The organism is Collinsella aerofaciens (assembly GCF_028209395.1).
Lineage (GTDB): Bacteria > Actinomycetota > Coriobacteriia > Coriobacteriales > Coriobacteriaceae > Collinsella > Collinsella aerofaciens_AZ.
The window spans coordinates 255,124-278,203 of sequence record NZ_JAQLDQ010000001.1; the positions used below are offsets into that span (position 1 = coordinate 255,124).

Sequence of the window (23,080 nt, forward strand, 5' to 3'; positions counted from 1 at the left end):
CAAAATCTGTTGGGATTTGGCACGTTATTGCTCAATAGATGCCAGCATGCGCCTGAAAGCGCTTCTCGCCTGTGCAGGGCAATCTTTCAAAAAAGAAAGCCAGCTGTAAGCCAAATCGATGGCAGCTCACGTGCGGCGCTGAGATGATGGGGCCGTAACAAGGAGCTGGTCTCAAGGAGGAGCCATGATGTACGGAGCAGGGCAAGTGCGTGAGCCGCGGTCGTTGGGAAGGCGCATGGGTGATTCTGTGATCGCTGCCGTGTGCACGGGATTGATGGCGGTGCTTTGCATTGGGATGCTGTGGGCCATGTCGCATGTGGGACAATAGCGGACGGTTGGGTGCCGACATTAACGGCGCCTGCGTATCCGTTTTGCTTGTGAAGGAGTGCCCATGGGCGTCGTCGATCCCTTTTCTGTTGCTCGGGCCGCGGGGCTTGAGCTGACCGGGAAGCCCGAGGGCCTTACGCTCACCGACGGCACGATGGAGTTGCGTGCCGATTTTGGCCGCATGCTTCCACGGCTCAAGCAGGGCCGTTTGCAGCAAGAGCTACTGGTGAAGGCTGCGCGCACAAAAGGCATCGAGCAACCATGGGCGATTGATGCCACAGCAGGCTTTGGCGAGGACTCGCTGCTGCTGGCGGCCGCGGGCTTTACCGTCGATCTGTATGAGCAGGATTGCGTGATCGCGGCGCTGCTCCAGGATGCCCTGGATCGCGCGGCAGATGATCCGGCGCTTGCGGCCGCCGTGGCGCGCATGCACTTACATGCGGGCGAGGACAGCATTGCCGGTCTTCGCCATACGGCCGAGCTGGTCGAGCGGGGCGAGCTTGCGGCTCCCGACGTGGTGTACCTGGATCCCATGTTTCCCGAGCGCACCAAGAGCGCGGCGGTTAAAAAGAAGTTCCAGCTCTTGCACCATTTGGAGCAGCCGTGCGCCGATGAGGAGACGCTGGTCGAAGCCGCGCTTGCGGTGCACCCGCGCAAGGTTGTTATCAAGCGGCCGGTGAAGGGGCCGCTGTTTGCCGGCATCAAGCCGAGCTATCAGCTTGCGGGCAAGGCTGTCCGCTACGATGTCTTGGTGCCGCCGCGCCCGTAGCCTGCGCGCGATGGCCGGCGATGTGTCGGTGCCGTGCCGCTGCGGAGTCTATTTCCAGGGGTGCGACGTCAGGTGCCACCCGCCGCAGTATTCACATTTGTAGCAGGCCAAGCCACGTCGTCCACGGTTTTCGCAGTCGGCCATAACGGCCTCGGCCTCGGTGCGTGTGTCGTAGCGGTTTTTGCGCTCGCACGACTTGTAGCGCCAAGCCTCATCGCGCTCGGCGTCCAGGGCATCGCGGCGCTCGTCCTCGCGCGCAAACAGGTCGCTCATATCGCCGCCGGTGGCAGCGCCCAAAAACTCGCTTTTGGCCTTTGACCAGGCGGCTCGCTTTTTGCTTCCCATCCGCTCCCTGCCCTTTCCAAACGCTGGTATCATTGCCCAATCAAAGTGATACCAATAAACGTGAGGCCGCCGCGTGATGATCAGAAAAACCCTCGAGACCGACATTCCCGCCGTCATGGCTATCTATGACGCGGCCCGCGCCTATATGCGCGCACATGGCAACGCCACGCAGTGGCCCGAGGGCACGCCTTCGGCCGAGCAGCTGGCTGCCGATATTGCCGCTGGTGGCAGTTACGTGTGCGAAGTCGACGGCCGTGTGGTGGCGACGTTTGCCTTTTTACCGGGTCCGGACGAGTGCTATGACGTAATTGAGGACGGTCAATGGCGCAGCGACACTCCGTATGCCGTTCTGCATCGCGTGGCATCCGACGGCACCGTGCACGGTATCGCGGCCGCGATGTTTGCCTTTGCCAAGGCGCGCGCTGACCACCTGCGTATCGACACGCACGCGGACAACCTGCCTATGCAGGGCGCGAGCATGAAAGCGGGGTTCGAGCGCGCCGGCGTCGTGTATGTTTCGGACGGCACGCCGCGTGTTGCGTTCGACTGGCTGCGCGAGGCATAAGAGCGGGGACGCGTATCAGCAATCCACATACATGAAAATGGCCCCGGGTGGGGCCTTTTTGATCGCTGGGCTGTTAAGGGGAGGTGCCGGCTTTCGTAAGGCGCGAACCTACGAAAATCGCCGCGCGGCAACGCGGGGCGATGAGCTCGGTCGGGGGATAGGGCCCGCTTCGCCCGCCGGCCCGTAAATTGTATCATCCAGTGTGGAACGAGGATGCCCGTTGCCGAGTGCGACGGGCTTGCAATAAGAGGAGAGCCATGTCGAAGCAAGCGGTCGTTGGAATCTTGGCGCATGTCGATGCCGGCAAGACCACGCTGGCCGAGGCCATGCTGTTCTGCGCGGGTCGCATTCGCAAGCGCGGCCGCGTGGACGATGGCGACTCGCACCTGGATACCAACGCCATCGAGCGCGAGCGCGGCATCACGATTTTCTCGTCGCAGGCCGTGTTCGACCACGGTGATACCCGCGTCATGCTCGTGGACGCTCCCGGACACGTGGATTTTTCGGCCGAGGCAGAGCGCACGTTGCGTGCGCTCGACTACGCGATTTTGGTGGTAGGTGCCAACGACGGCGTGCAGGGGCACACCGAAACCCTGTGGCGCCTGCTTGCGCGCTATGACATTCCGACGTTCATCTTCATCAACAAGATCGATTTGGAGAATCCTGGCCGCGATGTTTTGCTGACACAGCTTGGGCAGCGTCTTTCCGAGGCCTGCCTGGATGCCAACGAACTGTTGGCGGGTGGTGCCGTTCAGGAGGACGCTGCTGCGTTGGACGAGGCGGCGCTCGATGAGTTTCTTGAGACGGGCGAGCTTTCTGTCGCAACGCTGTCGCGCATGGTTGTCGAGCGCAAGCTCTTTCCCTGCTTTGCCGGCTCGGCGCTCAAGGACCAGGGCGTGGGCGAGCTGCTGGATGGCATGTGCACGCTGATGCGTGAACAGGCGTGGGCCCCGGAGTTCGCCGCGCGCGTCTATCGCGTCAGCCGAGGTGTTCGTGGCGAGCGCTTGGCTTGGGTTAAAGTGACCGGCGGCACACTGCATGCCAAACAGATGATTGACGGACGTTCCGGCGCCGAGGCATGGGAGCAAAAGATCGACCAGGTGCGCATCTATAACGGTGAGAAATACGAGCTTGCCCAGGAAGTTGCCGCTGGCGGCATCTGCGCCGTGACGGGCCTTGCGCACGTTCGCCCAGGGGACGCCCTGGGCGCGGAGTCCGCGGGCGATGCGCCCGTCATTGCGCCAGTCCTCACCTATACGGTGCTGCCGGGCGAACACGACGTCCATACGGTGTTCAAAGCATTGACTGAGTTGGCGGACGAAGATCCCATGCTCGGCGTAAGCTGGAATACGCATCTTGAGCAGATTCACCTGCAGTTGATGGGCGCCGTGCAGCTCGAGGTCGTGCAGCGCGTGCTGGCCGATCGTTTTGGCCTTGCGGTCGAGTTTGAGCCCGGCGGCATTCTCTATAAGGAGACGATCTCGCAGCCGGTCGAGGGTGTGGGCCACTTTGAGCCGCTGCGCCACTATGCCGAGGTGCATTTGCGCTTGGAGCCGTTGCCGGCGGGTTCGGGCGTGCAGTTTGGCACCGTCACCTCGACCGATGAGCTCGATCTTAACTGGCAGCGTTTGGCGCTCGCCAACGCTATGGAGCGCGATCACCTGGGCGTGTTGACGGGCTCGCCCATCACCGATGTGCGCATTACGCTCACGGGCGGCCGCGCGCATGCCAAACACACCGAGGGCGGCGATTTTCGCCAGGCCACGTACCGCGCGATTCGCCAGGGTTTGATGCAGGCGCGCGAGGCCGGCGCGGCGGTGTTGTTGGAGCCGTGGTATCGCTTTGAGCTCGAGGTGCCGGGGGAGTGCGTGGGCCGGGCGCTTTCGGATGTCACGCGCATGGGCGCCGAGTACAAGCCGCCGGCGATGGCGGGCGACCGGGCGAAGCTTGTGGGTCGCGTGCCAGCATCCGAGGTACAGGATTATGCGCTGGAGGTGGCTGCCTACACGAGCGGCCGCGGACATCTGTACCTTGAGTTCGCCGGTTATGCGGCATGCCATGATGCCGAGCGCGTCATCGAGGCGGCCGCCTATGAGCCCGAGGCCGATCTGCCCAACACGCCCGACTCGGTCTTTTGCGCCCACGGCGCCGGCTACACGGTCAAATGGTACGACGTACCCGCCGCGGCGCACGTAAAGGTCGATCCCGCCACTTTCCGCCCCTATCGCTCCGCCGACGCGGAATTTTTCGGCCACATGTGACAAAGGGACAGTCCCTTTGTCACATTTAGTTGGTACAACTCGGTACAAGTTGGTATAACTATTTACAGCGTTTGCCAATCCGAGGAGGCCGACATGAATCCAAACCCCTTTAAGCCAACTGCAGGTAAGCGGCCTCCGGTGCTCATCGGTCGCGAGTCGGTCATCGAAGATTTTGAGGAAGGGCTCGATAACGGCGCCGGAGCGCCGGGCAGGCTCATGCTCATTACGGGAAACCGCGGCTGCGGCAAGACGGTTCTCCTGCGGGAGCTGCAACGTCTGGCCAATGAGCGCGGATGGGCGGTTGTCTCCGATTCCGCTTCGCTTGGCTTATGCGACCGCTTGGCCGACGCGCTTCGCTCGAATAAACCCGTTGTGACGTCAATGGAGTTTGGGCCGTCGTTTGGCCGGATGTCGGTCGAGGCGGCGCGGGCAAAAGGCGAGACGCTGCGAGGGCTGGTCAACGAGCGCCTCAAGAAGCTCGGTCCAGGTAAGGGCATACTGTTTGCGATTGACGAGGCACAATCGGCGTCTATCGAGGAACTGGCGGCTCTTGCCGTTCTCTATCAGCAGGTGCTCGGAGACCAGGATGCCACGGGCTTGCCCGATAGCGACCAGCGCGGTCTTGCGCTGGTGTTCGCCGGCTTACCCAGTATGGTTGACGACCTGCTCGAAGAGCCGAGCGTGACGTTTTTGCGCCGTGCTCAGCAGCGTGCGCTGGGGGCGATTTCTTTGCCCAAGGTGCGCGATTCATATGTCCAGACGGTCAAGGACGCCGGTCTTTACGTTGATGCGGAGACGGCGGACCTTGCGGCGCGCAAGAGCATGGGGCATCCCTACATGGTCCAGCTGGTGGGATATTACATGTGGCGCTCTGCTGTCCGGCGTGGCTCGCAGATCATCGAAAGCTGTGATGTCGAGGATGGCCATACGGATGCCGTCTCCGAGTTCTACGAAGCGGTTGACGCGCCTCTGTATTACGGGCTGCGCACCCCACAGCGTCTCTTTATCGAGGCCATGGCGGTTGACGAGGACAAGCCGACGCGCATGGCGGATATCATTGAGCGCTGCGACCGTACCCAGAGCTGGGCGAGTAAATATCGCGCAAGCCTGATTCGCGAGCGCGTCATCGAGGCTGCCGGATACGGTCTCGTCCGGTTTACCGTGCCCATGCTGGGCGAGTACATTCGAGATCGTGTTTTATGGCACAAGTAAAGGACAAAGGGACAGTCCCTTTGTCACATTCGATCAACAGGAAGGGGGGCGATGACGGTGTCGCAACAGCCGAGTGCTATCGAGGTACGTGGTGCGCGCGTCCATAACCTCAAGGACATCGATATCGATATTCCGCTGGGAAGGCTCGTGGGCATTGCCGGCGTGTCGGGTTCAGGCAAGAGCTCGCTGGCGCTGGGGGTTCTGTATGCCGAGGGCTCGCGTCGTTATCTGGAGGCGCTCAGCACTTATACCCGCCGTCGGCTGACACAGGCAGAGCATGCTCAGGTGGACGAGGTGCTGCACGTGCCGGCGGCACTCGCATTGCATCAGCGTCCTAGTGTGCCAGGCGTGCGCTCGACCTTTGGCACCATGACCGAGCTCAACAACAGCCTGCGCCTGCTCTTTAGCCGCTGCGCCCATCACGTGTGCCCGCATTGCGGGACGCGTGTGGAGCCGAGCCTTAACGTGGCCGCGGGCCTGTCGCTCACGTGCCCCGCATGCGGCCGCGAGTTCTATGCGCCGGGTGCCGAGGACCTTGCCTTTAACAGTGGCGGCGCGTGTTCTACCTGCGGCGGCACCGGCGTCATGCGCGAGGTGGACGAGGCGAGCCTGGTGCCCGACGAGTCAAAGACCATCAACGAGGGCGCGGTGCTTCCCTGGGGCACGCTCATGTGGGACCTGATGAAGCAGGTGGCCGGCGAGATGGGCGTGCGTACCGACGTGCCGTTTAACCAGCTCACGCCTCAAGAGCGCGACATCGTGTTCCATGGCCCAGCAGTTAAGAAGCACATTCTCTACGTTCCCAAAAACGGCGAGGGCGCCACGCCGCTCGACTTTACCTATTACAACGCCGTCTATACCGTCGAGAATGCGCTCGCCAAGGTTAAGGACGATAAGGGGCTCAAGCGCGTTGCGCGCTTTTTGCGCGAGGGACCGTGCCGCGATTGCGGAGGCACGCGTCTTTCCGAGGCCGCGCGCCAGCCCCAGGTGCGCGGTATCGATCTGGCGCAGGCGGCGGCCATGACGCTGGGCGAGGCGATTGAGTGGGTGCGCGGAGTGCCCGCATCCTTGCCGACCGAGATGCAGCCCATGGCGACGGATATCTGCGATTCGTTTTTGAGCACGGCCCGTCGCCTGGTCGATCTGGGTCTCGACTACCTTTCGCTCGACCGCGCCGGCGCCACGCTCTCCACGGGTGAGCGCCAGCGCGTACAGCTTGCCCGCGTGGTCCGCAACCGATCGACGGGCGTGCTGTATGTGCTGGACGAGCCTTCGATTGGCTTACATCCCGCGAACGTCGACGGCTTGGTAGGCGTAATGCGCGATCTGGTGGTCGACGGCAATACCGTGGTTGTTGTCGACCACGACACGCGCGTGCTGGCAGAAGCCGACTATCTGGTCGAGATGGGCCCCGTTGCGGGAGCAGGCGGCGGCCATGTAATCGCCGCCGGTACGGTAGACGAGGTCGAACAATCGCAGGGCAGCCGCATCGCGCCGTTCTTGCGCTCGGACCCCAAGCGTCTGCGCCCGCAGGTGGCTGACGACGAAATGTTCGACCTAGGCCATATCCGCATGGCGACCGATGCCATCCATACCGTCAAACCACTCGAAGTCGATATCCCGCGCGGCCGCCTTGTCGCGGTGACGGGTGTTTCGGGTTCGGGCAAGACGACACTGGTGCTCGAGACGCTCATCCCGGCGCTCAAGGCACAGGCAGCCGGTGAGCGCCTGCCAAGGCACGTGCGTTGGGTCGATGCCGAGGGCATCGCGCGCGCCAACCTGATTGACGCCACGCCCATCGGCGCCAACGTACGCTCGACGGTAGCGACCTATGCCGACATCCATGATGAGCTGCGCCGCGCCTTCGCCCGTACGCCCGAGGCCAAGGCGTCAGGGTATAAGGCGGGTGCCTTTAGCTACAACACTGGCGCTTTGCGCTGCCCCACGTGCGATGGCACGGGCTCGATATCGCTCGACGTGCAGTTTTTGCCCGATGTCGAGATTGTCTGTCCTGCATGCCGTGGCTCGCGTTATGCAGACGCAGCCTCGCATATTCATCGCGAGGGCAAGGACGGCAGTCTGCTCACGTTGCCGCAGCTCATGGACATGAGTGTGGACGAGGCCCTCGACGCCACGGTGGGACTCAAGAAAGTTCAGGCGCGCCTGCAGACCTTGCATGGCCTGGGTCTGGGCTACCTGACACTTGGCGAGCCCACGCCGGCGCTCTCGGGCGGCGAGGCGCAGCGACTTAAGCTTGCAAGCGAGATGGGCCGCGTGCAGGACGATGCCGTATTCGTGTTCGACGAGCCCACGATCGGCCTGCATCCGCTCGATGTTCAGGTGCTGCTGAGTGTGTTTGACGGACTCGTTGCCAAGGGCGCCACGGTTATCGTGATCGAACACGACCTCGACCTTATCCGTAACGCCGATTACGTGATCGACATGGGTCCGGGTGGCGGCGACGCGGGCGGGCAAATCGTCTGCACCGGTACGCCGGGCGACATCGCTGCCTGCTCCGCAAGCGTCACTGGCCGCTACCTCTAGCCGAATGTGACAAAGGGACTGTCCCTTTGTCACATTCCCGGGAAGTCTGTCTGGCGCAGGGCCTCGTAGAGGACGATGGCGGCGCTGTTGGAGAGGTTGAGTGCACTAATGCGGTAGTCGGCCGGGTCGATAAAGTTGCCGCAGATATCCTGCCGAAGGATGGCTTCGTGGCTGTCCTCGGTATGTCCGAGCGCCTCCTCGTGGGCTTCCCAAGCCTCGGCGTTATCGAGTGAGTCGCAATCGCGCAGCATCGGGATGCGCTCGCAGCGCGCGGGCGCCGCAGCAAGCAGGTCTTCGGGAATCCCCGAGCTCTCGCTGCCAAAGACCAGATAGTCACCGTCGCGGTAGGTGCTTTGCGCATAGGTGCGGCGCGCCTTTTTGGTCAGCAGATGCAGGCGCTCGTCGGCAGGGGAGAGGTCGTTGCGCGTAAGGAAATCCTCCCAGCCGGCATAGATCGTCACGTCCAAGTTTTGCCAGTAGCCCAGGCCGGCGCGACGCACCGTCTTGTCGTCGAGCGAAAAGCCCAGCGGCTCTACCAGATGCAGGCGGGCGCCAGTAACCACGCAGGTGCGGCCGATATTGCCCGTATTGGCCGGAATCTCGGGTGCATACAGCACGATATTGAACATGAATCTCCTTGGCTCAGAATGAAAAACCACCACGAAGGGGACAGGCACCTTCGTGGTGGTTAGGCGGTTACGTGGGCGGAAAACGCCCGCTTTGATAACCTAGGCGCGGTGCCAGTCGGTCAGGCAGGCATCGAGGGCGGCGATGAGCGCGTCCTTGTCCATGTGACGCCCGATGATGCACAGGCTCGTCATGCGGTCGCCCGTCTCGTCGTCCCAAATCTGCATGATCTCGGGGTTCTCGTCGATAATCTTCTGCTTCTCGCCCTCGGGCGCAGAATCGACAAACAGACCGTTCTCCATTAGGCGCATCTGGTGGCCGGCCTGCTCAAACATGTAGCATATGTCCGGATTGCCGGTCTGCCACAGCGGGCCCTTGACGCGAATGACCTCGTCGGGCCACTCCTGCTCAACAAAATCGGTGAACTTCTGCAGGTCAAACGGCTTGCGGCGCGAGTACACAAAGGTCTCGATGTCGTACTCGAGCACCTCGGGGTCGTCGTGCTCCTCGGGATGCTCCATGGCCTCGATCCAAGCGGCGGAGTTGTAGGCGCGCATAAAGTCGAAGCGGCCGGTGTCGAGCAGCTCCTCCATGGGGACCTCGCCGTTTTGGGCTTCGACGATCACGGCGTCCTTCTGCAGGCTGCGCACAATGGCCTTGAGCTCTGCGATCTGCTCGGGGGTGACGGTGTCAGTCTTATTAAGAACCAGCGTGGAGCAAAACTCGATCTGCTGGATGAGCAGGCTCTCGATGTCGTCCTCGTCGATATCCTCGGCCAGCAGGTCGCGGCCGCCGTTGAACTCGTCGTACATGCGGGCGCAGTCGACCACGGCCACGATGTTGTCGAGCGCGAGCTTGGGCTCGCCGCCCACCTTGGCCTCGTCGCAGAAGCTCGAGATGGTGTAGGCGATGGGGATAGGCTCGCAGATACCCGAGGCCTCGATGATGATGTAATCGAAGTTGCCCGAATCGGCGATGCCCTGCAGCTGGTTGGCAAGATCGTCCGAAAGCGTGCAGCAGATGCAGCCGTTGGTGAGCGGGATGAGGTCGTCGGTCTCGGAAAGGCCGCCGTCGGCGATGAGGCTGGCGTCGACGTTGATCTCGCCGATATCGTTGACGATCACGGCAGCGCGGATGCCGCCGTCGTTAGCGAGGATGTGGTTGAGCAGTGTAGTCTTGCCGGCACCGAGGTATCCGGTAAGCATGATGATCTTTACGGGTTTGTTGGGCATGTGCCCTCCTTTGTTAGACATGGCTTACAGTTGAATCTTATGCCAAACGCCTGCTCTTATACCCACGCGCTGACAAATAACACAGGCTACTCCCAGGCTCCCCATACATCGGGACAATAGCCGACGGTGGCCTTCTTGCCGTTGCGTACGATGGGCTCGGCCAGAACCTGCTGGTTCTCGAGCAGCTTATCGAAACGCTGGCTGGGGGTGAGGTGCTGGATGAGTGCGAGCGTCTCCTCGTCCTTGGCTTTGGGGTTGAGCAGCTTGTCGATGCCGCCGACCGCCTGCATCACGCTCGTGAGCTCGCCCTTGCTCATCTCCTTTTCCTTAAGGTCGATAAACTGCACCTTAATGCGTCGCTCCTTAAAATAGCGCTGGGCCTTCTTGGTATCGAAGGACTTCTTAGTCCCGAAAATTTGAATATTCATATCTATGTTCCGCCGTTCTACCTGATGAAGTTGGTCCTAGCGCGATCGGCCTGGGGGGCTTCGATGCCGGCGGCCTTTCCCGCCTCGATGCAACGTAGGAGCCAGGCCATGTTTTTGCCGATGTTTCGCATGGTGGCAAGGCCTTCGGCGTCCTGGGCGGCCTCGCCCGGCATGGCGCCAAAGACGTTGTTCCAGTAGGTGGATGCCACCACGGGCATCTGGTTGATGGTGAAGTATTTGTTGAGCACATCGAAGGTGGTCGACGTGCCACCGCGACGGGCAACGGCGACAGCGGCGCCCGGCTTGTGCGCAAAGGCCTTGCTGCCAGCATAGAATGCACGGTCGAGGGCAGAGAGGATGCGTCCGCTGGGATGCGCGTAGTAGACGGGCGAACCAAAGACAAAGCCGTCTGCCTGCTCGGCAGCGGCAATCAGCTCGTTGACCATATCGTCGTCAAAGGTGCAGCGGCAATCGAGCTTGCCGCACTGGCCGCACCCGATGCAATCGCGAATAGGCTTGGCGCCCAGCTGAAACACCTGCGTCTCAATGCCCTCTGCGTTGAGCTGCTCGGCAATCTCGGCGAGTGCGCGGTCGGTGTTGCCGTTTGCCTTGGGGCTGCCATTGACCAAAAGAACCTTCATCACAAACTCCCTCTGCTGTCGGTGACTTCTGCGGAGGATTATCGCACGAGCGGGCAGATGGCGTGGGGCGCGATTCCAGCGACCGCCCATCATGCGCCCCGTCTCGATCGGTAGCTTCATCCGAGTGTTTCTCGGGGCCGGGAAGCCGGCCCCGAGGGCCAACGGCGGGCTCGCTCACCAGGTACGAGAGGGACACGGTCCAGAGTATGTTGGAGCTCGGGGCCTCATGCAAGCCGATTGTGAGGAGTCTGGGCAGGTCGCCTTCGATGGCGAACTCTGAGGTCTTAGAAGGCGGGCTGCTGCGGCGGCTATGGTTTATACTAAGGCGGTTGCTATCGAGTAATTCATACTTGGTTTGATTCGATTGTGAATGCGTAACTAGGATGGAAAGCAAAGGAAACTCTATGGAAACAGAGGATGCTGTTTGCTTGATGACTTCGATTGCCTTGATTGTCCTTTCAATCCAATACCGAAGAGGAAGATGGCTCTGCTCAATTGCTGGATATGATGTCACAAAAAGGGAGAGCGAGATTGATATACGCCCCTACGCAAAGCTGATTTCTTCTGTGACGTTATGGATGGGGCTGCTGTTTTTCTTGTGGGCGGTAGAGGGCTGGGTACGCGATTGGAATACCAGCGTTTTTGAAGTTTTGGTTCTACTTCTGTTCAGCTTGGCCTCTTTGTCGTTCGTGCGGCTCGTTAGGTTTGTGTTTATGAGGCGATAGCCAGCGGAAGTGGCTGGACGACAAAATGGACCAATGCAGCCAATTGTCAATAGAATTTGATAGGCTTGGCTTAACAGATTTACTCGAGGGCATATCCGTGGCGGGGGATAGGTTCTATCTTGTTGAGCACTTATTTGCATCAGGCAAAGTAAACCAAGAGTATCGAAACGGTGCCCCCGGGCCCGCTAGGGACTGCGGGGGGGGCGTTCGGCTAACTGCGGGTACGGCCTATTTGCCCAATGTGTTCGCCCGAGATCGGAAATTAACCATCATGCGCCCCATAACGCTAGTCCAGCTTGGTGCCCGGTACCTGTGGCGCCTCTTTAATCAGCGCATTAAGTTCGTTCAAAATGGAAACGGGCTGTCGGTCGACGGCGTCCAGATGAAGCGTCGCCACGCGAAGGGGCGGCTGATATTCAAATGAGCCGAGGAGCACGGGCGATCCCAAGAACCGTTCGATTTCGTCTGCAACCGCGTCGGTCTCTTCGGGATCAAAGTCGTCAAAGAGCGCCACGAACATCGGTCCGGTCGAGCGGAACAGACGACCCTTGCCGCGCGAGCAATCCATGAGGCAGGCGGCGCTTTCTGCCAAAACGCGGTCGCCTGCATCAAAGCCAAAGCGGGCATTGACCTGTGCGATTTCGTCGATTTTAATGGCGATCAAGCCCGCGTTTCGTGCCACGCGACGCATCTCGCCAATGGCGTTGACCAGGGCGTGGATATCGCCCAGACCGGTCACGGAATCGGTCGTATCTGCCAAGCTTCGGTTGGTGACAATGCCCACATACATGTTGGGCTCGGTATCGGTGCCGTCCAGGCGGTAACCTGTGCAGTCGCAAAGCGCGTATTTTCCGGCGGTATTCATGACGCGATACTGCATGCAGTGGAAGTGCCACGTGCCGTTTACCACCATATCGAGCTCGGCACGTACGTTGTCGCGGTCCTCGGGGTGAACACGGGCAAGCCATATATCGAGCGAGTTGTAGGGATGCTGGGAGGGTAGGTCAAAATCGCGCACGGCATTAACCGACCATTGCGATTCGCCGGTGTCGAGGTTAATGATGAACGGATAGCGTGTCTCGGAGCTCATGGAGATCGCTTGGAACACTCGGTCGTTGCAGGGGGGGGGTTGTTCGGTGACCGGGCGTTGCGGCGCATCGCCTTCTTCCGGTTGTTGCACACGGTACATGAGCTTGTAGCGATACATTTTGCGGTCGGCGTCCTTTGTCATCTGGCGACGCGTATCGCCTGCAAGCGGGTCGACGCGCGAGCAGCCAAAGCTAAAGCTGGCGATCATGGGCGCCTTGCCGTCCGATGTTGCCTCGATAAGATTGGCACGCGTCCGCTCCAGGCGCTGCTCGAGCTCGGCTTCGTCTGTCGTGGGGGATATAAGTACAAATTCGTCTCCACCGATACGGAACAGCAACTCATCGTGCTCCATTGTCTCGGTGAGTGCGCGGCAGATGCTCAGAATGTAGCGATTGCCCTCGGCGTGGCCAAACTTATCGTTGCAATGCTTAAGGCGGTCGATATCGATATAGGCGCAGGTGAAGGGGGTGCCTTTGCGCCAGAGCTGATCGACATGGCGGTCGAGTCCGCCACGGTTGCCAAGACTGGTGAGCGAGTCGATATAGGCGCCGTGCTCAAGCAGCTCGCGTTCTTGTTGCAGGATGGCGAGCGTTTTCTGCAGTTGCTCGCCGATGGCACGCAGCTCCGGGGGCAGCGCGGCAACATCGAGCTCGGTGGTTGAGGCCCCGTTCGCAAGTCGCTGAAGATGAGCGATGATTGATTGCTCGCCCAGGCGATACGACTCGTTCATGATGGATGACCTCCTTGGATGGAACAATGGTTTGTATCTTACTCCCAATTTGGTTTAGATTGGGGTATTAGTTAGCTCATGGGAACAAACGCTCCCTCGACGGTGGCGTTTTGCGCGCGAGCGTATCAGTTGTTGTCGCCACCGTCGAGCAATGCTTCAAAATCCTCCGCCGGCATGGGGCGGTAGTAGAGGAAGCCCTGAGCGTAGCGGGCGCCCATTTGGAGCAGCATGTTCGCCTGCTCGTCTGTCTCGATGCCTTCGATCACCACGGGCAGATGGAGCGACTGCGCCATCTCGAGCATTGATGAAATGATTTGCGCACTGCGGTCTTGATCGCCGTCGACGGGCACAAACGTGCGGTCGAGCTTAATGACATCGACGTTGACGTTCTTGAGCATCGCGAGCGTGGACTGGCCGGTGCCAAAATCGTCCATGTAGGTCGAGAAGCCGCGGTTGTGCAGGTCGGCCGTCAGCTTATCCACAGCTTCGGACTCTCCCGTATAAGCCGTCTCGGTGATCTCGATGCGCATGAGCTCGGGCGGCAGGTTGTATTGGGCGGCGAGTGCCCCCATGTGTTCGGCAACGTCGCAGGTAAGAATATCCACGCGCGACACGTTGAGCGAGATCGGAACCACGCGCAGCCCTCGATCGATGCGCTTGCGCAGCCACAGGGCAACGCCCTGCCAAACGTATTTGTCGAGTGTCACCACAAAACCGCTTTCCTCGAGAGCGGGGATAAAGGTGACGGGTGAAATGAGGGAACCATCCTTGTCGATCCAGCGCGTGAGCGCCTCGGCGCCAATGATCTCGCCGGTTTCCATGTCGACCTGGGGCTGCAGGTAGTAGGTAATGCGGCCGTTTGAGAGCGCATATTGGAATTCGGTCAGCGTGCGGTGGAACGCGATTTCGCGTTCGTACTCCTCGGGGCGGAAAACGGCAATGCGCTCCTTAAAGTCGTTTTTTGCGCGCCGATTGGTAAACATAGCCTTGGCCTGCGCATCGATGGTGATTTCCTCGTTGGAGTCGATGGGGTAGACGCCCATGGACGGCCAGAAGCCCACGCCGTCATCATACTTGGCCACGGCCTGGCGAACGCGGCTATAAATCTGATGGACGGTGTCGTGTTCAAAGGGGATGAGTATGCAAAAGTCGTCTTGGCCCCAGTACCCTGCGACGCCCATGTCGGCATTCTCGATGTCCTTGAGGACCGTGCCCACGTCGGCGAGCATGCGGTCGCCCTCGGCCTGTCCGTGCCATTCGTTGAACAGTCGCATGTGTCCCATGTCGACGGTGGCGATGCACCAGGCGCCGTCACGCCTTGTCTGGAGAAATGCGTTGGCGCGTCGCATAAACTCGCTGGGTCGACAGAGGCCTGTGAGCGTATCGATGCGTTCGGCGATGGCGCTTTTGCGCTCTATCTCGGGTATGGGGAGGCTGTCGTTGGGAACAAGTCCGCCGGCCGTGCGAAGGCGACGGTCGAGTTCGCCTAAAACGGCGGTCGCTTGGTTGGCTAGGCGCTCGTAGAAGGCCGGGACGACAAGACAGACGGGAGTAATGGTATCGCCCGCGATTCGAACGGGAGCGAAAACGGCCTCTTTTATATGATGGACCAGTTGCTCGAATGCCTCATGGTCCAAATCGTTACTGAGCACGACAAACTGGACGCTTCGTGAGCGGTAGACGCGACTCCTGCCACGGGTGATCGACAACATGCGGCCTGCGTATTCGGCGAGCATGTTGTCGACAGCCTCGGCTCCGTAAAGCTCGTTGAGCTTTGTCGTGCCGCGAACGCGCACCGCTATAAGCCCCGTCTCGCAACAGTCGCGACGGCAGGCATCGATAGCGTTGAGCAACATGCGCTGCGTTCCAAGGCCCGTGGCGGCGTCGACGGTCTCGGCAAGCGAGTGGTTGACGAGCTCGCCAACATAGAGCGAGGGGACATTTCCGTCGCCGTCGATACGAAACCCGCGAGCACGGCAGAGAACGTAGTCGCCGGTGGCGTTGCGCACGCGGTATTGCATGACGCGACGGTGCTTGGAGCCGTTATAGATCTGGTCGATATCGTCGCTATAGGCCTCGAGGTCATCGGGATGGACGCGCGTTTTCCAGTAATCGTGGCAGTTGTCTATATGCTCCGAAGGAAGGCCAAGATCGCGCATAGCGCCTTGTGACCAAAGGGTGCGATGTTTGTCCAGGTTCTCGATAAAGAAATAGCGGCCTTCGTTGAGCATCGAAAGGGCGTCGAAAATGCGATCGCTAACTTCGAAATCGTCGGCGTGGACTTGCGTGATATTGCGTCGATCAAGGTGCACGGCATGGCGCAGCTTGTAGTCGTACATGCGATGGTCGGCATCGAGCGTCATGCGATTGGAGGCTTCGCCCAGGGCGGGGTCGGCGTGTGACACTCCGTAGCTAAATGAGTGAGGCATCTCGGAATCGTTATTTTTGAGCAGGACCTCTCGACAGTGCTCCAGACGTTCGGCAAGGTCATCCTCGGTCGCGATTGTGGACAGGATGGCAAACTCGTCGCCTCCCAGGCGAAATGCCGCCTCATCCACCTTCATATACAGCTTGAGATAGAGGCTCACCTGCAAGATATAGCGGTTGCCCTCGTCGTGTCCAAAGATGTCGTTGCAGTGCTTAAGGTTATCGATGTCGATAAACGCCATGGTTACGGGCAATTCCTGCTCCCAGATTTCCTCGAGGGAACGGGTAAAGCCGCCGCGGTTGCCAAGACCGGTGAGCTCGTCGGTAAAGGCAGTCCTGATCAGATCGTCCTGACGCTCGAGAAGGTCACGGATGGTCTTTTCGAGCGTCTCGGTGTAATTGCTGGCGATATCCATGCTGTAAGCGGCTTCCTGAGGTCGGGGTGTATTGCGTCGGGCGAGCTCGTTGTACACACGCGTTGCTGCTCAACGCTTTGCGTGTATCCAGGCCCCCGCCTTGCTGCGTCGCTGGTTTAATATGTCGGTCCGTGTTCGCTGCTGATAACTATTGAGTAGTATAAACAACAATAGAGGATTGTATATGGGTGCCCCTGCCGCGGGCGGCTATTATTCGCCAATCGGTAGCGTGACGATGCGATGCTCGATATAAATGCGACTGAGTCGATATATGTTGGCGGGTATACTTGTTCCGCTTTAAAACACGGGAACGGAGATGGTCGCATGGCACAGCCAGACACGACGCGCACGGTGGGGCTTGCGCTCGAGGGAGGCGGCTACCGCGGTATGTATACGGCGGGCGTGCTCGACGTATGGATGGAGCACGGCTTAACCTGCGACCATATGGTGGGTGTCTCGGCGGGCGCGGCGTTTGGCTACAACTTTAAATCGCGCCAGATCGGCCGCGCCATTCGCTACAACAAGGCCTATTGCGCTGACAAGCGCTATGCGAGCGTGACCAGCTGGCTGCGAACCGGCGATATGTTCAATGCCGATTTTGCCTATCACGAGGTGCCTATCGAGCGCGATCCCATCGACTTGGAGGCGTATCGCGCCTGCCCCATGCGATTTACGTGCGTGTGTACCGATATCGAGACGGGCAAGGCCGTCTATCACGATCTGCCGTATGGCGACGAGCGCGATATCGAGTGGATTCGGGCGTCGTCGGCGATTCCCGTGGCGACGCGTCCTGTTGCCATCGAGGGTCGTAAGTACTTGGATGGCGGTGTTGCCGATTCCATTCCCAGCGCTTGGCTGTTTGCGCAGGGCTATGATCGCAACGTGGTGGTGCTGACGCAGCCGGCAGGCTTTGTAAAGCAGCCCAATAGCGTGATGCCTATGCTGCGTCGCGTGTATCGTCACTATCCGGAGTTTGTTGCGGCGCTTGAGCATCGGCACGAGGTCTACAATGCCACGCTCGATGACCTGGCGCGTCGCGAAGCCGCTGGCGAGATCTTTGTGGTGCGGCCGAGCGAATCGGTGAAGGTGCCGTCGCTGTGCCGCGAGCCCGAGGAACTCGAGCGCATCTACCAGATCGGCCGCCGCGATGCGGAGGCGACGTTGCCCGCGCTGGAAGCGTATCTGGCAGGGTAGGGGCCGCGGTCGCGGTCGTCGGCGGAAAGCGCATCCCAGAATTTGCGCTCAAAACGGGATGCAGTTTCCCGGACGGCGGGTTTTGGAAACGGCGTCCCAGAATCTGCGCCTAGAACGGGATGCGGTTTCCCAACGGAGCTTCATGCGGAAAGCGCATCCCAGAATGGACGTCCAAACTGGGATGCGCTTTCCGCTATTGAAGATATGGGACTGCGGAGCAACTGCTCGGTCTAGGCTTATGCCTGCTGCCAGGTGTCGACGAGCTCCTTGGCTGCGGCGTAGGGGTCGTCGGCACTGCAGACGGCGCTCACCACAAAGAAGCCGTCGACGCCGGTAGTCTTGAGCTGCGGCAGATCGGCCGTTTTGACGCCGCCGCCCACCACGATGGGCACGGGGCTTGCTGCATGGAGGGCAGCCAGGTCCTCAAAGCTCTTGGTGATGATGGAGCCATCTGCCGCGCGTCCGCAGTCGCGCTTGGTCTCGGTCTCGTGAAGCGGGCCCACGCCCAGGTAATCGACCAGGCTCATATCGGCGGTCTTGACGTACTCGAGCATCTCCTCGCAGCGGGCGGAAAGGCCCACGATGGCATCGGGACCCAGCAGCTTGCGGCAGACCTCGACGGGGATATCGCTCTGGCCCACGTGCACGCCGTCGACGGCGATGCCCTGCTCGCGTGCGGCAAGTACGCAGTCAAGGCGGTCGTCGATCAGCAGCGCGACCTGCCCGGTTTTGCCGGCCTGGGCGATGGCCTGCGCGGCATCGCCCGTCAGTGCGATGATCTCGCGGGCGCTTGCCACCTTGGAGCGCACTTGGATGCAGGTAAAGCCGGCGTCGAGTGCCTGGGCCACCACATCGCCCACGGGGCGTCCGAGGGTGTTTTCGGGGCCGAGTACCAGATAGGCAGAGATATCAAGGTTGTCGCGGATGCTCATCGTGCTTCCTCCTGCTTTTTGATCTGAGCTTCCATGCGCTCGAGTTTGCCGGTCATGGTATCGGTAAAACCGGGGCGAATATCGGCTTTGAGCACGACTTCGGTACGGATACCTTTGCTCGCCAACACAAAGGTTGCGTCGCGCACGACCTGCATGACCTCGTCCCAGTCGCCCTCGATCTCGGTGAACATCGAGGTGGTGCGATTAGGAAGGCCGCTCTCGCGAATGACGCGCACGACCTCGGCGACCTCGGCGGATAGCTCGTCACCGGTGCCGCACGGGGCGATGGCCACGGCGACCAGGGTGTTCATGCCGGCATTGGTTGCGGGCTCGGACATGGCTTATGCCTCCTCGAGCTCGAGTTGGTTGTCGGCAATGTCCCGGGCGGTTGCGCGGTAGAGCTCGTCGATAAAGGCGACCTTAAAGCTTGCCGGGGCGTCGGCGAGCGCGGCGGCACGCGTGCCGGCAACGTTGTAGACGGCGGTGCCGCAGATGGCTGCCGTAAACGGGTCGGCGGCGCAGGCGTACACGGCCAGCACGCCGCCCTGCGAGCAGCCGCAGCCGGTGATCTTGGACATGAGCGGGCTGCCGCCGTGGGACTTGGCCACGGTCGTGCCGTCGGTGATCAGGTCGACCTCGCCCGAGACTACCACGGCGCCACCGGTGTAGCGGGCGAGCGCCACGGCGGCGCCGCGAGCGGCGTCGACCGTGTCGGTGGTATCGACGCCACGTACGCGGCTCAGATCGGCCGACTCGCCCTCAAGACCCCACAGGCCGGAGAGTGCGATGATCTCGGAGGCGTTGCCGCGTACGATGGCGGGCTTGTACTGCTTGAGCTCGTTTACCAGCTGGGTGCGCAGGCTACCGATGCCCAGACCCACCGGATCGAGCACCCAGGGCTTGCCGGCGTCGTGTGCCGCCTTGGCCGCGCGGGGAATCGTCTGCTCGTAGATGGGGAAGAGCGTGCCCATGTTGAGATAGATGGCGCCGCCGCCGGCAACGAGCGCCTCGCCCTCGTCGGGCAGATAGACCATGGCGGCCGAACCGCCCACGGCGAGCTGCGCGTTGGCGACAAAGTCGATCGTCACCGTGTTGGTGATGGAGCCGGCCATCGGATTGGTGGCTCGAATCTCCTCTACGGCCTTGACCATATGTTGCTTAAGCTGTTCCGAATCAATCACTGCACATGCCTCCTTGGCATAGAAAAGGGGCGCTGTGCATAGACAGCGCCCCTGTAAAGGCGGCATGCTCCCTACGCCAGCATTAACTGACAGGTTCAAAGGATTGGGCCCTATGCCCTCTCAGCCTTGTGGTTTGCACCGCCGGCACTCCCGCATCGAATCTGTTGTTCCCTATACTAGCGCACCTGCCAATATGGGACAGGTTTATTTTGGCAGGTGGCAACAGGGGCGCTGCATTTTCCCAGATAAAACCTGCCAAGATAAACCTGTCCCTTATTGGCAGGTCGTTACAATAGACGGGATAAAGAATGACCGAGGGGACCTTATGATCAAACTTGTGCTGACCGATATGGACGATACGCTGATTCCTGCTGGACACGATGGCGCCAGCGACTGCGCCATCGAGGGCATTCATGCCATGCAGGCGGCGGGCCTGCATTTTGGCCCGGTTTCGGGTCGCCAGCCGTCCGCGATGAGCTGGATGTTCCGCAATCGCTCCGAGTGCTTCTCGACCGGTGCGTTTTGCAACGGCCAGGTGATGTTTGTCGATGGCGAGGCGGTTGCCTCGCGCGCAACTGATAACGATGCCCTTATGCGCCTGGCCGACTACCTGGAGCAAGAGACCGACGATACCTATTTGAAGGTCTACCGTCTGGGTGATGACTTTTGGGACAACGACGCCTATTGCGTGACAAGCGATCCCGAGCGTGTGCGTCGCGCCATGGAGTCAGGCGGCAACGCGTGGCTCAAGGGCGAAGAGGCTCCCTGTCGCCCTGTCGTTGACGATGCCCCGGTATACAAGGCGAATATCTGGAGTGCCCGTTCGCGCGAGGAGCTCGCCGAGCTGCGCGAGCGTGTTGCCGCCGAGGTGCCGGAGCTCTCGCTCGTGTTTCCCAACAACCGCGTGCGCCTGTTCGACGTTCTTCCGACCGGCTGGGACAAGGGCTGTGCTGCGCTGGAGCTGGCGCGCGCTTTGGGCCTGACGCCCGACGAGGTGGCCGTATTCGGCGATTCCGATAACGATTTGCCCATGATCGATGCCGTTCCCAATTCCGTTGCAGTCGCCAATGCCAACGAGGCCGTCACGGCTGCCGCGCGCTGGCATATCGGCGCTGCGGCAGATGATGCGGTTGCCGGGGCTCTGCATCAGATTGCCGCCTGCGCCGCGACGGGGGAGATGCCGTCGTTTATGCGTCAGATGGACGCGACGGGTTTCGACGTCACGAACGTCTAGGGAGAAAGCCATGAAGCTCCAGCAGCTCAGATATGTCGTCAAAGTTGCCGAATGCGGCAGCATCACCGAGGCCTCGCGCCGGCTCTTTGTGTCGCAGCCTTCGATTACCGCGTCAATTCGCGATCTCGAAAACGAGATGGGTGTACACATCTTTGAGCGCACCAACAAGGGCGTCATTGTGTCCGAGGAGGGCGAGACCTTCTTGGGCTACGCGCGCCAAGTGCTCGACCAGGCCGATTTGCTCGAGGGTAAGTACAAGAGCGCATCCGAGCAGGTGCCGCATTTTAGTGTGAGCTGTCAGCATTATTCCTTTGCCGTTAACGCGTTTGTTGACGTGATCCGCGAGTTCGATGCCGCGCGTTACGACTTTACTCTGCGCGAGGAACAGACTCACGAGATTATCGAGGACGTCGCGCATATGAAAAGTGAACTGGGCATCCTGTACTTATCCGAGCATAACCGCGAGGTCATCGAGCGCATGCTCGCCGCCAACGAACTCGTATTCGAGGGGCTCTTCTGCGCCACGCCACATGTCTTTGTATGCGCCGACCATCCACTGGCGGACCACGCCAGCGTGACGCTCGAAGATCTCGAGGACTACCCGTTCCTGTCCTATGAGCAGGGCAGCTACAACTCGTTTTACTATTCCGAGGAGCTGACCTCGACCTTTGAGCGCCGCAAGAATATCCGCGTGCGCGACCGTGCGACGTTGTTCAATCTGGCCATGGGCCTTAACGGCTACACGGTTTGTTCGGGCGTGATCAGCCATGAACTTAACGGCCCCGGCATTATCTCCATTCCGCTCGATGTAGACGAGTACATGGAGATCGGCATCATCACGCGCAAGAACACGACACTTACGCGCTACGGGCAGGCCTATATCGAAGCGATTCGTCAGCACATCTAGACTGCTGCGTTCTGCACGGGTCAAATCTCTTTATGGCAGTCCAAACTGATATAGGAAGCATCTATATCAAACTGTTATAAACATATATTTTACGATGTCCATATGAGCGCTCATACTCTGTCCCAGTAAAGCAACCAATGCAAAGGGAGATATCTATGAGCACTTCGATTCAACCGAACGCGCCGTTTCGTGCCGATATCGTCGGCAGTTTTCTTCGTCCGCAGGCTGTAAAGGACGCCCGTGCCGCCTATGTCGCGGGTAAACTCGACGCTTCCGGCCTTAAGGCCGTCGAGGACGAGGCCATCCGCGACTTAGTGGCCAAGCAGAAGGCTGCCGGCCTGCAGGTGATTACCGATGGCGAGTTCCGCCGCAGCTACTGGCACCTCGATTTTATGTGGGGCCTCAACGGCATTGAGCGCCGCGCCTCGCGCACGGGCTACATGTTCCACGATGAGGAGACTACCGCCGACACCGCCGTGGTAACCGGTCCCATTAGCGGCGAGAATCATCCGTTCGTCGAGCACTTCAAATTTATCAAGTCGCTCGAGGGAGAGGGCCAGGTCGCGCGCCAGACCATTCCGGCGCCGATCCAGACGTTCTCCGAAGTCACACTCGACCGCTGCGATGGCCAGCAGGAGAGTCTGCACGCCGTCTACAAGACCGACGAAGAGCTCGTCGGTGCCATTGCCGCAGCATACCGCACCGTGATTGCTGACCTGTATGCCGCGGGCTGCCGCAACATCCAGTTTGATGACTGCACCTGGGGCATCTACTGCGATACCGATTTTGTTGCCAAAACCGGCATGAGCCCGGTCGACCTGCAAAAGGTAAGCGAGCTGGGCGTGGCGCTCAACAATGCCGCCATCGAGGGCAAGCCCGACGATCTGGTTATCAACACGCATGTATGCCGCGGCAACTACCACTCCACCTACGCTTTTGAGGGCGGCTACGACCCCATCGCGCCGTACCTGTTTGCGCATGAGGACGTTGACGCGTTCTATCTGGAGTTCGACACGCCCCGCGCCGGTGGTTTTGAGCCGCTCAAGTACGTTGCTCCCGGCAAGAAGGTCGTGCTGGGCTTGGTGACCACCAAGGCGGCAGAGCTCGAGAACGAGGATGTTATCGTCGAGCGCATCCGCGAGGCGGCAAAGTACGTGCCGCTCGAGAACCTGTATCTGTCTCCGCAGTGTGGCTTTGCCAGCTGCGAGATTGGCAATAAGCTGACCGAGGACGAGCAGTGGGCAAAGATTGCGCTGGTCAGGCGTATTGCCGAGCGCGTTTGGAAATAGCGCTA

Annotated in this window: 20 protein-coding genes and 1 riboswitch; of the genes, 10 read left to right on the top strand and 10 right to left on the bottom strand. The window is 60.5% G+C overall.

Annotated elements, in window-relative coordinates; translation table 11 throughout:
- Window positions 1-391 precede the first annotated feature (391 nt).
- On the top strand, window positions 392-1,096 hold the full coding sequence (locus PMW67_RS01045; RefSeq protein ID WP_271738548.1) for a class I SAM-dependent methyltransferase: 705 nt from the start codon (window positions 392-394) through the stop codon (window positions 1,094-1,096).
- Window positions 1,097-1,144: 48 nt separating this feature from the next.
- On the opposite strand, the gene PMW67_RS01050 is transcribed toward PMW67_RS01045, so the two are convergent.
- Complete coding sequence (locus tag PMW67_RS01050) at window positions 1,145-1,441, bottom strand: hypothetical protein (protein WP_271738549.1); 297 nt, start codon at window positions 1,439-1,441, stop codon at window positions 1,145-1,147.
- Between the two features lie 76 nt (window positions 1,442-1,517).
- Here PMW67_RS01050 and PMW67_RS01055 point away from each other — a divergent pair, with 76 nt between their 5' ends.
- The 4 genes from PMW67_RS01055 to PMW67_RS01070 all read left to right on the top strand — a co-directional run bounded on the left by PMW67_RS01055 (window position 1,518) and on the right by PMW67_RS01070 (window position 8,023).
- Window positions 1,518-2,006 (top strand): GNAT family N-acetyltransferase, encoded by a 489-nt coding sequence (locus PMW67_RS01055; protein WP_271738550.1) that lies wholly within the window; start codon window positions 1,518-1,520, stop codon window positions 2,004-2,006.
- Between the two features lie 257 nt (window positions 2,007-2,263).
- Window positions 2,264-4,267 carry a GTP-binding protein gene (locus tag PMW67_RS01060; protein WP_271738551.1) on the top strand — a complete coding sequence of 668 codons (2,004 nt, stop codon included), beginning with the start codon at window positions 2,264-2,266 and terminating at the stop codon, window positions 4,265-4,267.
- A gap of 93 nt (window positions 4,268-4,360) precedes the next feature.
- Window positions 4,361-5,479 carry an AAA family ATPase gene (locus tag PMW67_RS01065; RefSeq protein ID WP_271738552.1) on the top strand — a complete coding sequence of 373 codons (1,119 nt, stop codon included), beginning with the start codon at window positions 4,361-4,363 and terminating at the stop codon, window positions 5,477-5,479.
- Window positions 5,480-5,530: 51 nt separating this feature from the next.
- Entirely contained in the window at window positions 5,531-8,023 is a 2,493-nt protein-coding gene (locus PMW67_RS01070; RefSeq protein WP_271738553.1) for an excinuclease ABC subunit UvrA, read from the top strand.
- Between the two features lie 29 nt (window positions 8,024-8,052).
- Here the strand turns inward: PMW67_RS01070 and PMW67_RS01075 are convergent, their stop codons facing one another.
- From PMW67_RS01075 to PMW67_RS01090, 4 genes are all read right to left on the bottom strand, one after another.
- Window positions 8,053-8,652, bottom strand: coding sequence for a tRNA (cytidine(34)-2'-O)-methyltransferase (locus PMW67_RS01075; protein ID WP_271738554.1), 600 nt, complete (start codon window positions 8,650-8,652; stop codon window positions 8,053-8,055).
- Window positions 8,653-8,751: 99 nt separating this feature from the next.
- Window positions 8,752-9,882, bottom strand: coding sequence for a GTP-binding protein (locus tag PMW67_RS01080; RefSeq protein ID WP_271738555.1), 1,131 nt, complete (start codon window positions 9,880-9,882; stop codon window positions 8,752-8,754).
- Window positions 9,883-9,968: 86 nt separating this feature from the next.
- Window positions 9,969-10,310 (bottom strand): arsenate reductase family protein, encoded by a 342-nt coding sequence (locus tag PMW67_RS01085; protein ID WP_022093957.1) that lies wholly within the window; start codon window positions 10,308-10,310, stop codon window positions 9,969-9,971.
- A 17-nt stretch (window positions 10,311-10,327) separates the two neighbouring features.
- A complete protein-coding gene (locus PMW67_RS01090) occupies window positions 10,328-10,951 on the bottom strand; it encodes a flavodoxin family protein (RefSeq protein WP_117640601.1) in 624 nt (207 codons plus the stop codon).
- 404 nt (window positions 10,952-11,355) lie between these two features.
- Here PMW67_RS01090 and PMW67_RS01095 point away from each other — a divergent pair, with 404 nt between their 5' ends.
- A complete protein-coding gene (locus PMW67_RS01095) occupies window positions 11,356-11,676 on the top strand; it encodes a DUF3784 domain-containing protein (RefSeq protein WP_117635527.1) in 321 nt (106 codons plus the stop codon).
- Window positions 11,677-11,962: 286 nt separating this feature from the next.
- Here the strand turns inward: PMW67_RS01095 and PMW67_RS01100 are convergent, their stop codons facing one another.
- Entirely contained in the window at window positions 11,963-13,495 is a 1,533-nt protein-coding gene (locus tag PMW67_RS01100) for a diguanylate cyclase domain-containing protein (protein WP_271738556.1), read from the bottom strand.
- Window positions 13,496-13,620: 125 nt separating this feature from the next.
- Window positions 13,621-16,338 (bottom strand): bifunctional diguanylate cyclase/phosphodiesterase, encoded by a 2,718-nt coding sequence (locus PMW67_RS01105; protein WP_271738557.1) that lies wholly within the window; start codon window positions 16,336-16,338, stop codon window positions 13,621-13,623.
- Between the two features lie 324 nt (window positions 16,339-16,662).
- Here PMW67_RS01105 and PMW67_RS01110 point away from each other — a divergent pair, with 324 nt between their 5' ends.
- Complete coding sequence (locus tag PMW67_RS01110; RefSeq protein WP_271738558.1) at window positions 16,663-17,532, top strand: patatin-like phospholipase family protein; 870 nt, start codon at window positions 16,663-16,665, stop codon at window positions 17,530-17,532.
- A 236-nt stretch (window positions 17,533-17,768) separates the two neighbouring features.
- Here PMW67_RS01110 and PMW67_RS01115 read toward each other — a convergent pair whose 3' ends face one another.
- From PMW67_RS01115 to thiM, 3 genes are read right to left on the bottom strand one after another with little or no spacing between them, the layout of a single operon-like run.
- Complete coding sequence (locus PMW67_RS01115; protein WP_117736476.1) at window positions 17,769-18,464, bottom strand: thiamine phosphate synthase; 696 nt, start codon at window positions 18,462-18,464, stop codon at window positions 17,769-17,771.
- A complete protein-coding gene (locus PMW67_RS01120) occupies window positions 18,461-18,802 on the bottom strand; it encodes a thiamine-binding protein (RefSeq protein ID WP_225093307.1) in 342 nt (113 codons plus the stop codon). The genes PMW67_RS01115 and PMW67_RS01120 overlap by 4 nt, the downstream gene beginning before the upstream one ends.
- 3 nt (window positions 18,803-18,805) lie before the next feature.
- Window positions 18,806-19,645 (bottom strand): hydroxyethylthiazole kinase, encoded by an 840-nt coding sequence (gene thiM / locus PMW67_RS01125; RefSeq protein ID WP_271738559.1) that lies wholly within the window; start codon window positions 19,643-19,645, stop codon window positions 18,806-18,808.
- Window positions 19,646-19,696: 51 nt separating this feature from the next.
- Window positions 19,697-19,807: riboswitch (TPP riboswitch) on the bottom strand.
- 163 nt (window positions 19,808-19,970) lie between these two features.
- On the opposite strand from thiM, the gene PMW67_RS01130 reads away from it, so the two are divergent.
- From PMW67_RS01130 to PMW67_RS01140, 3 genes are all read left to right on the top strand, one after another.
- Window positions 19,971-20,879, top strand: a complete 909-nt coding sequence (locus PMW67_RS01130) for an HAD-IIB family hydrolase (RefSeq protein WP_158549063.1) — start codon at window positions 19,971-19,973, stop codon at window positions 20,877-20,879.
- A 10-nt stretch (window positions 20,880-20,889) separates the two neighbouring features.
- Window positions 20,890-21,786: a LysR family transcriptional regulator gene (locus tag PMW67_RS01135; RefSeq protein ID WP_271738560.1), complete on the top strand. Its 897-nt coding sequence runs from the start codon at window positions 20,890-20,892 to the stop codon at window positions 21,784-21,786.
- Window positions 21,787-21,941: 155 nt separating this feature from the next.
- Window positions 21,942-23,075: a 5-methyltetrahydropteroyltriglutamate--homocysteine S-methyltransferase gene (locus PMW67_RS01140; protein ID WP_271738561.1), complete on the top strand. Its 1,134-nt coding sequence runs from the start codon at window positions 21,942-21,944 to the stop codon at window positions 23,073-23,075.
- Window positions 23,076-23,080: the final 5 nt, after the last annotated feature.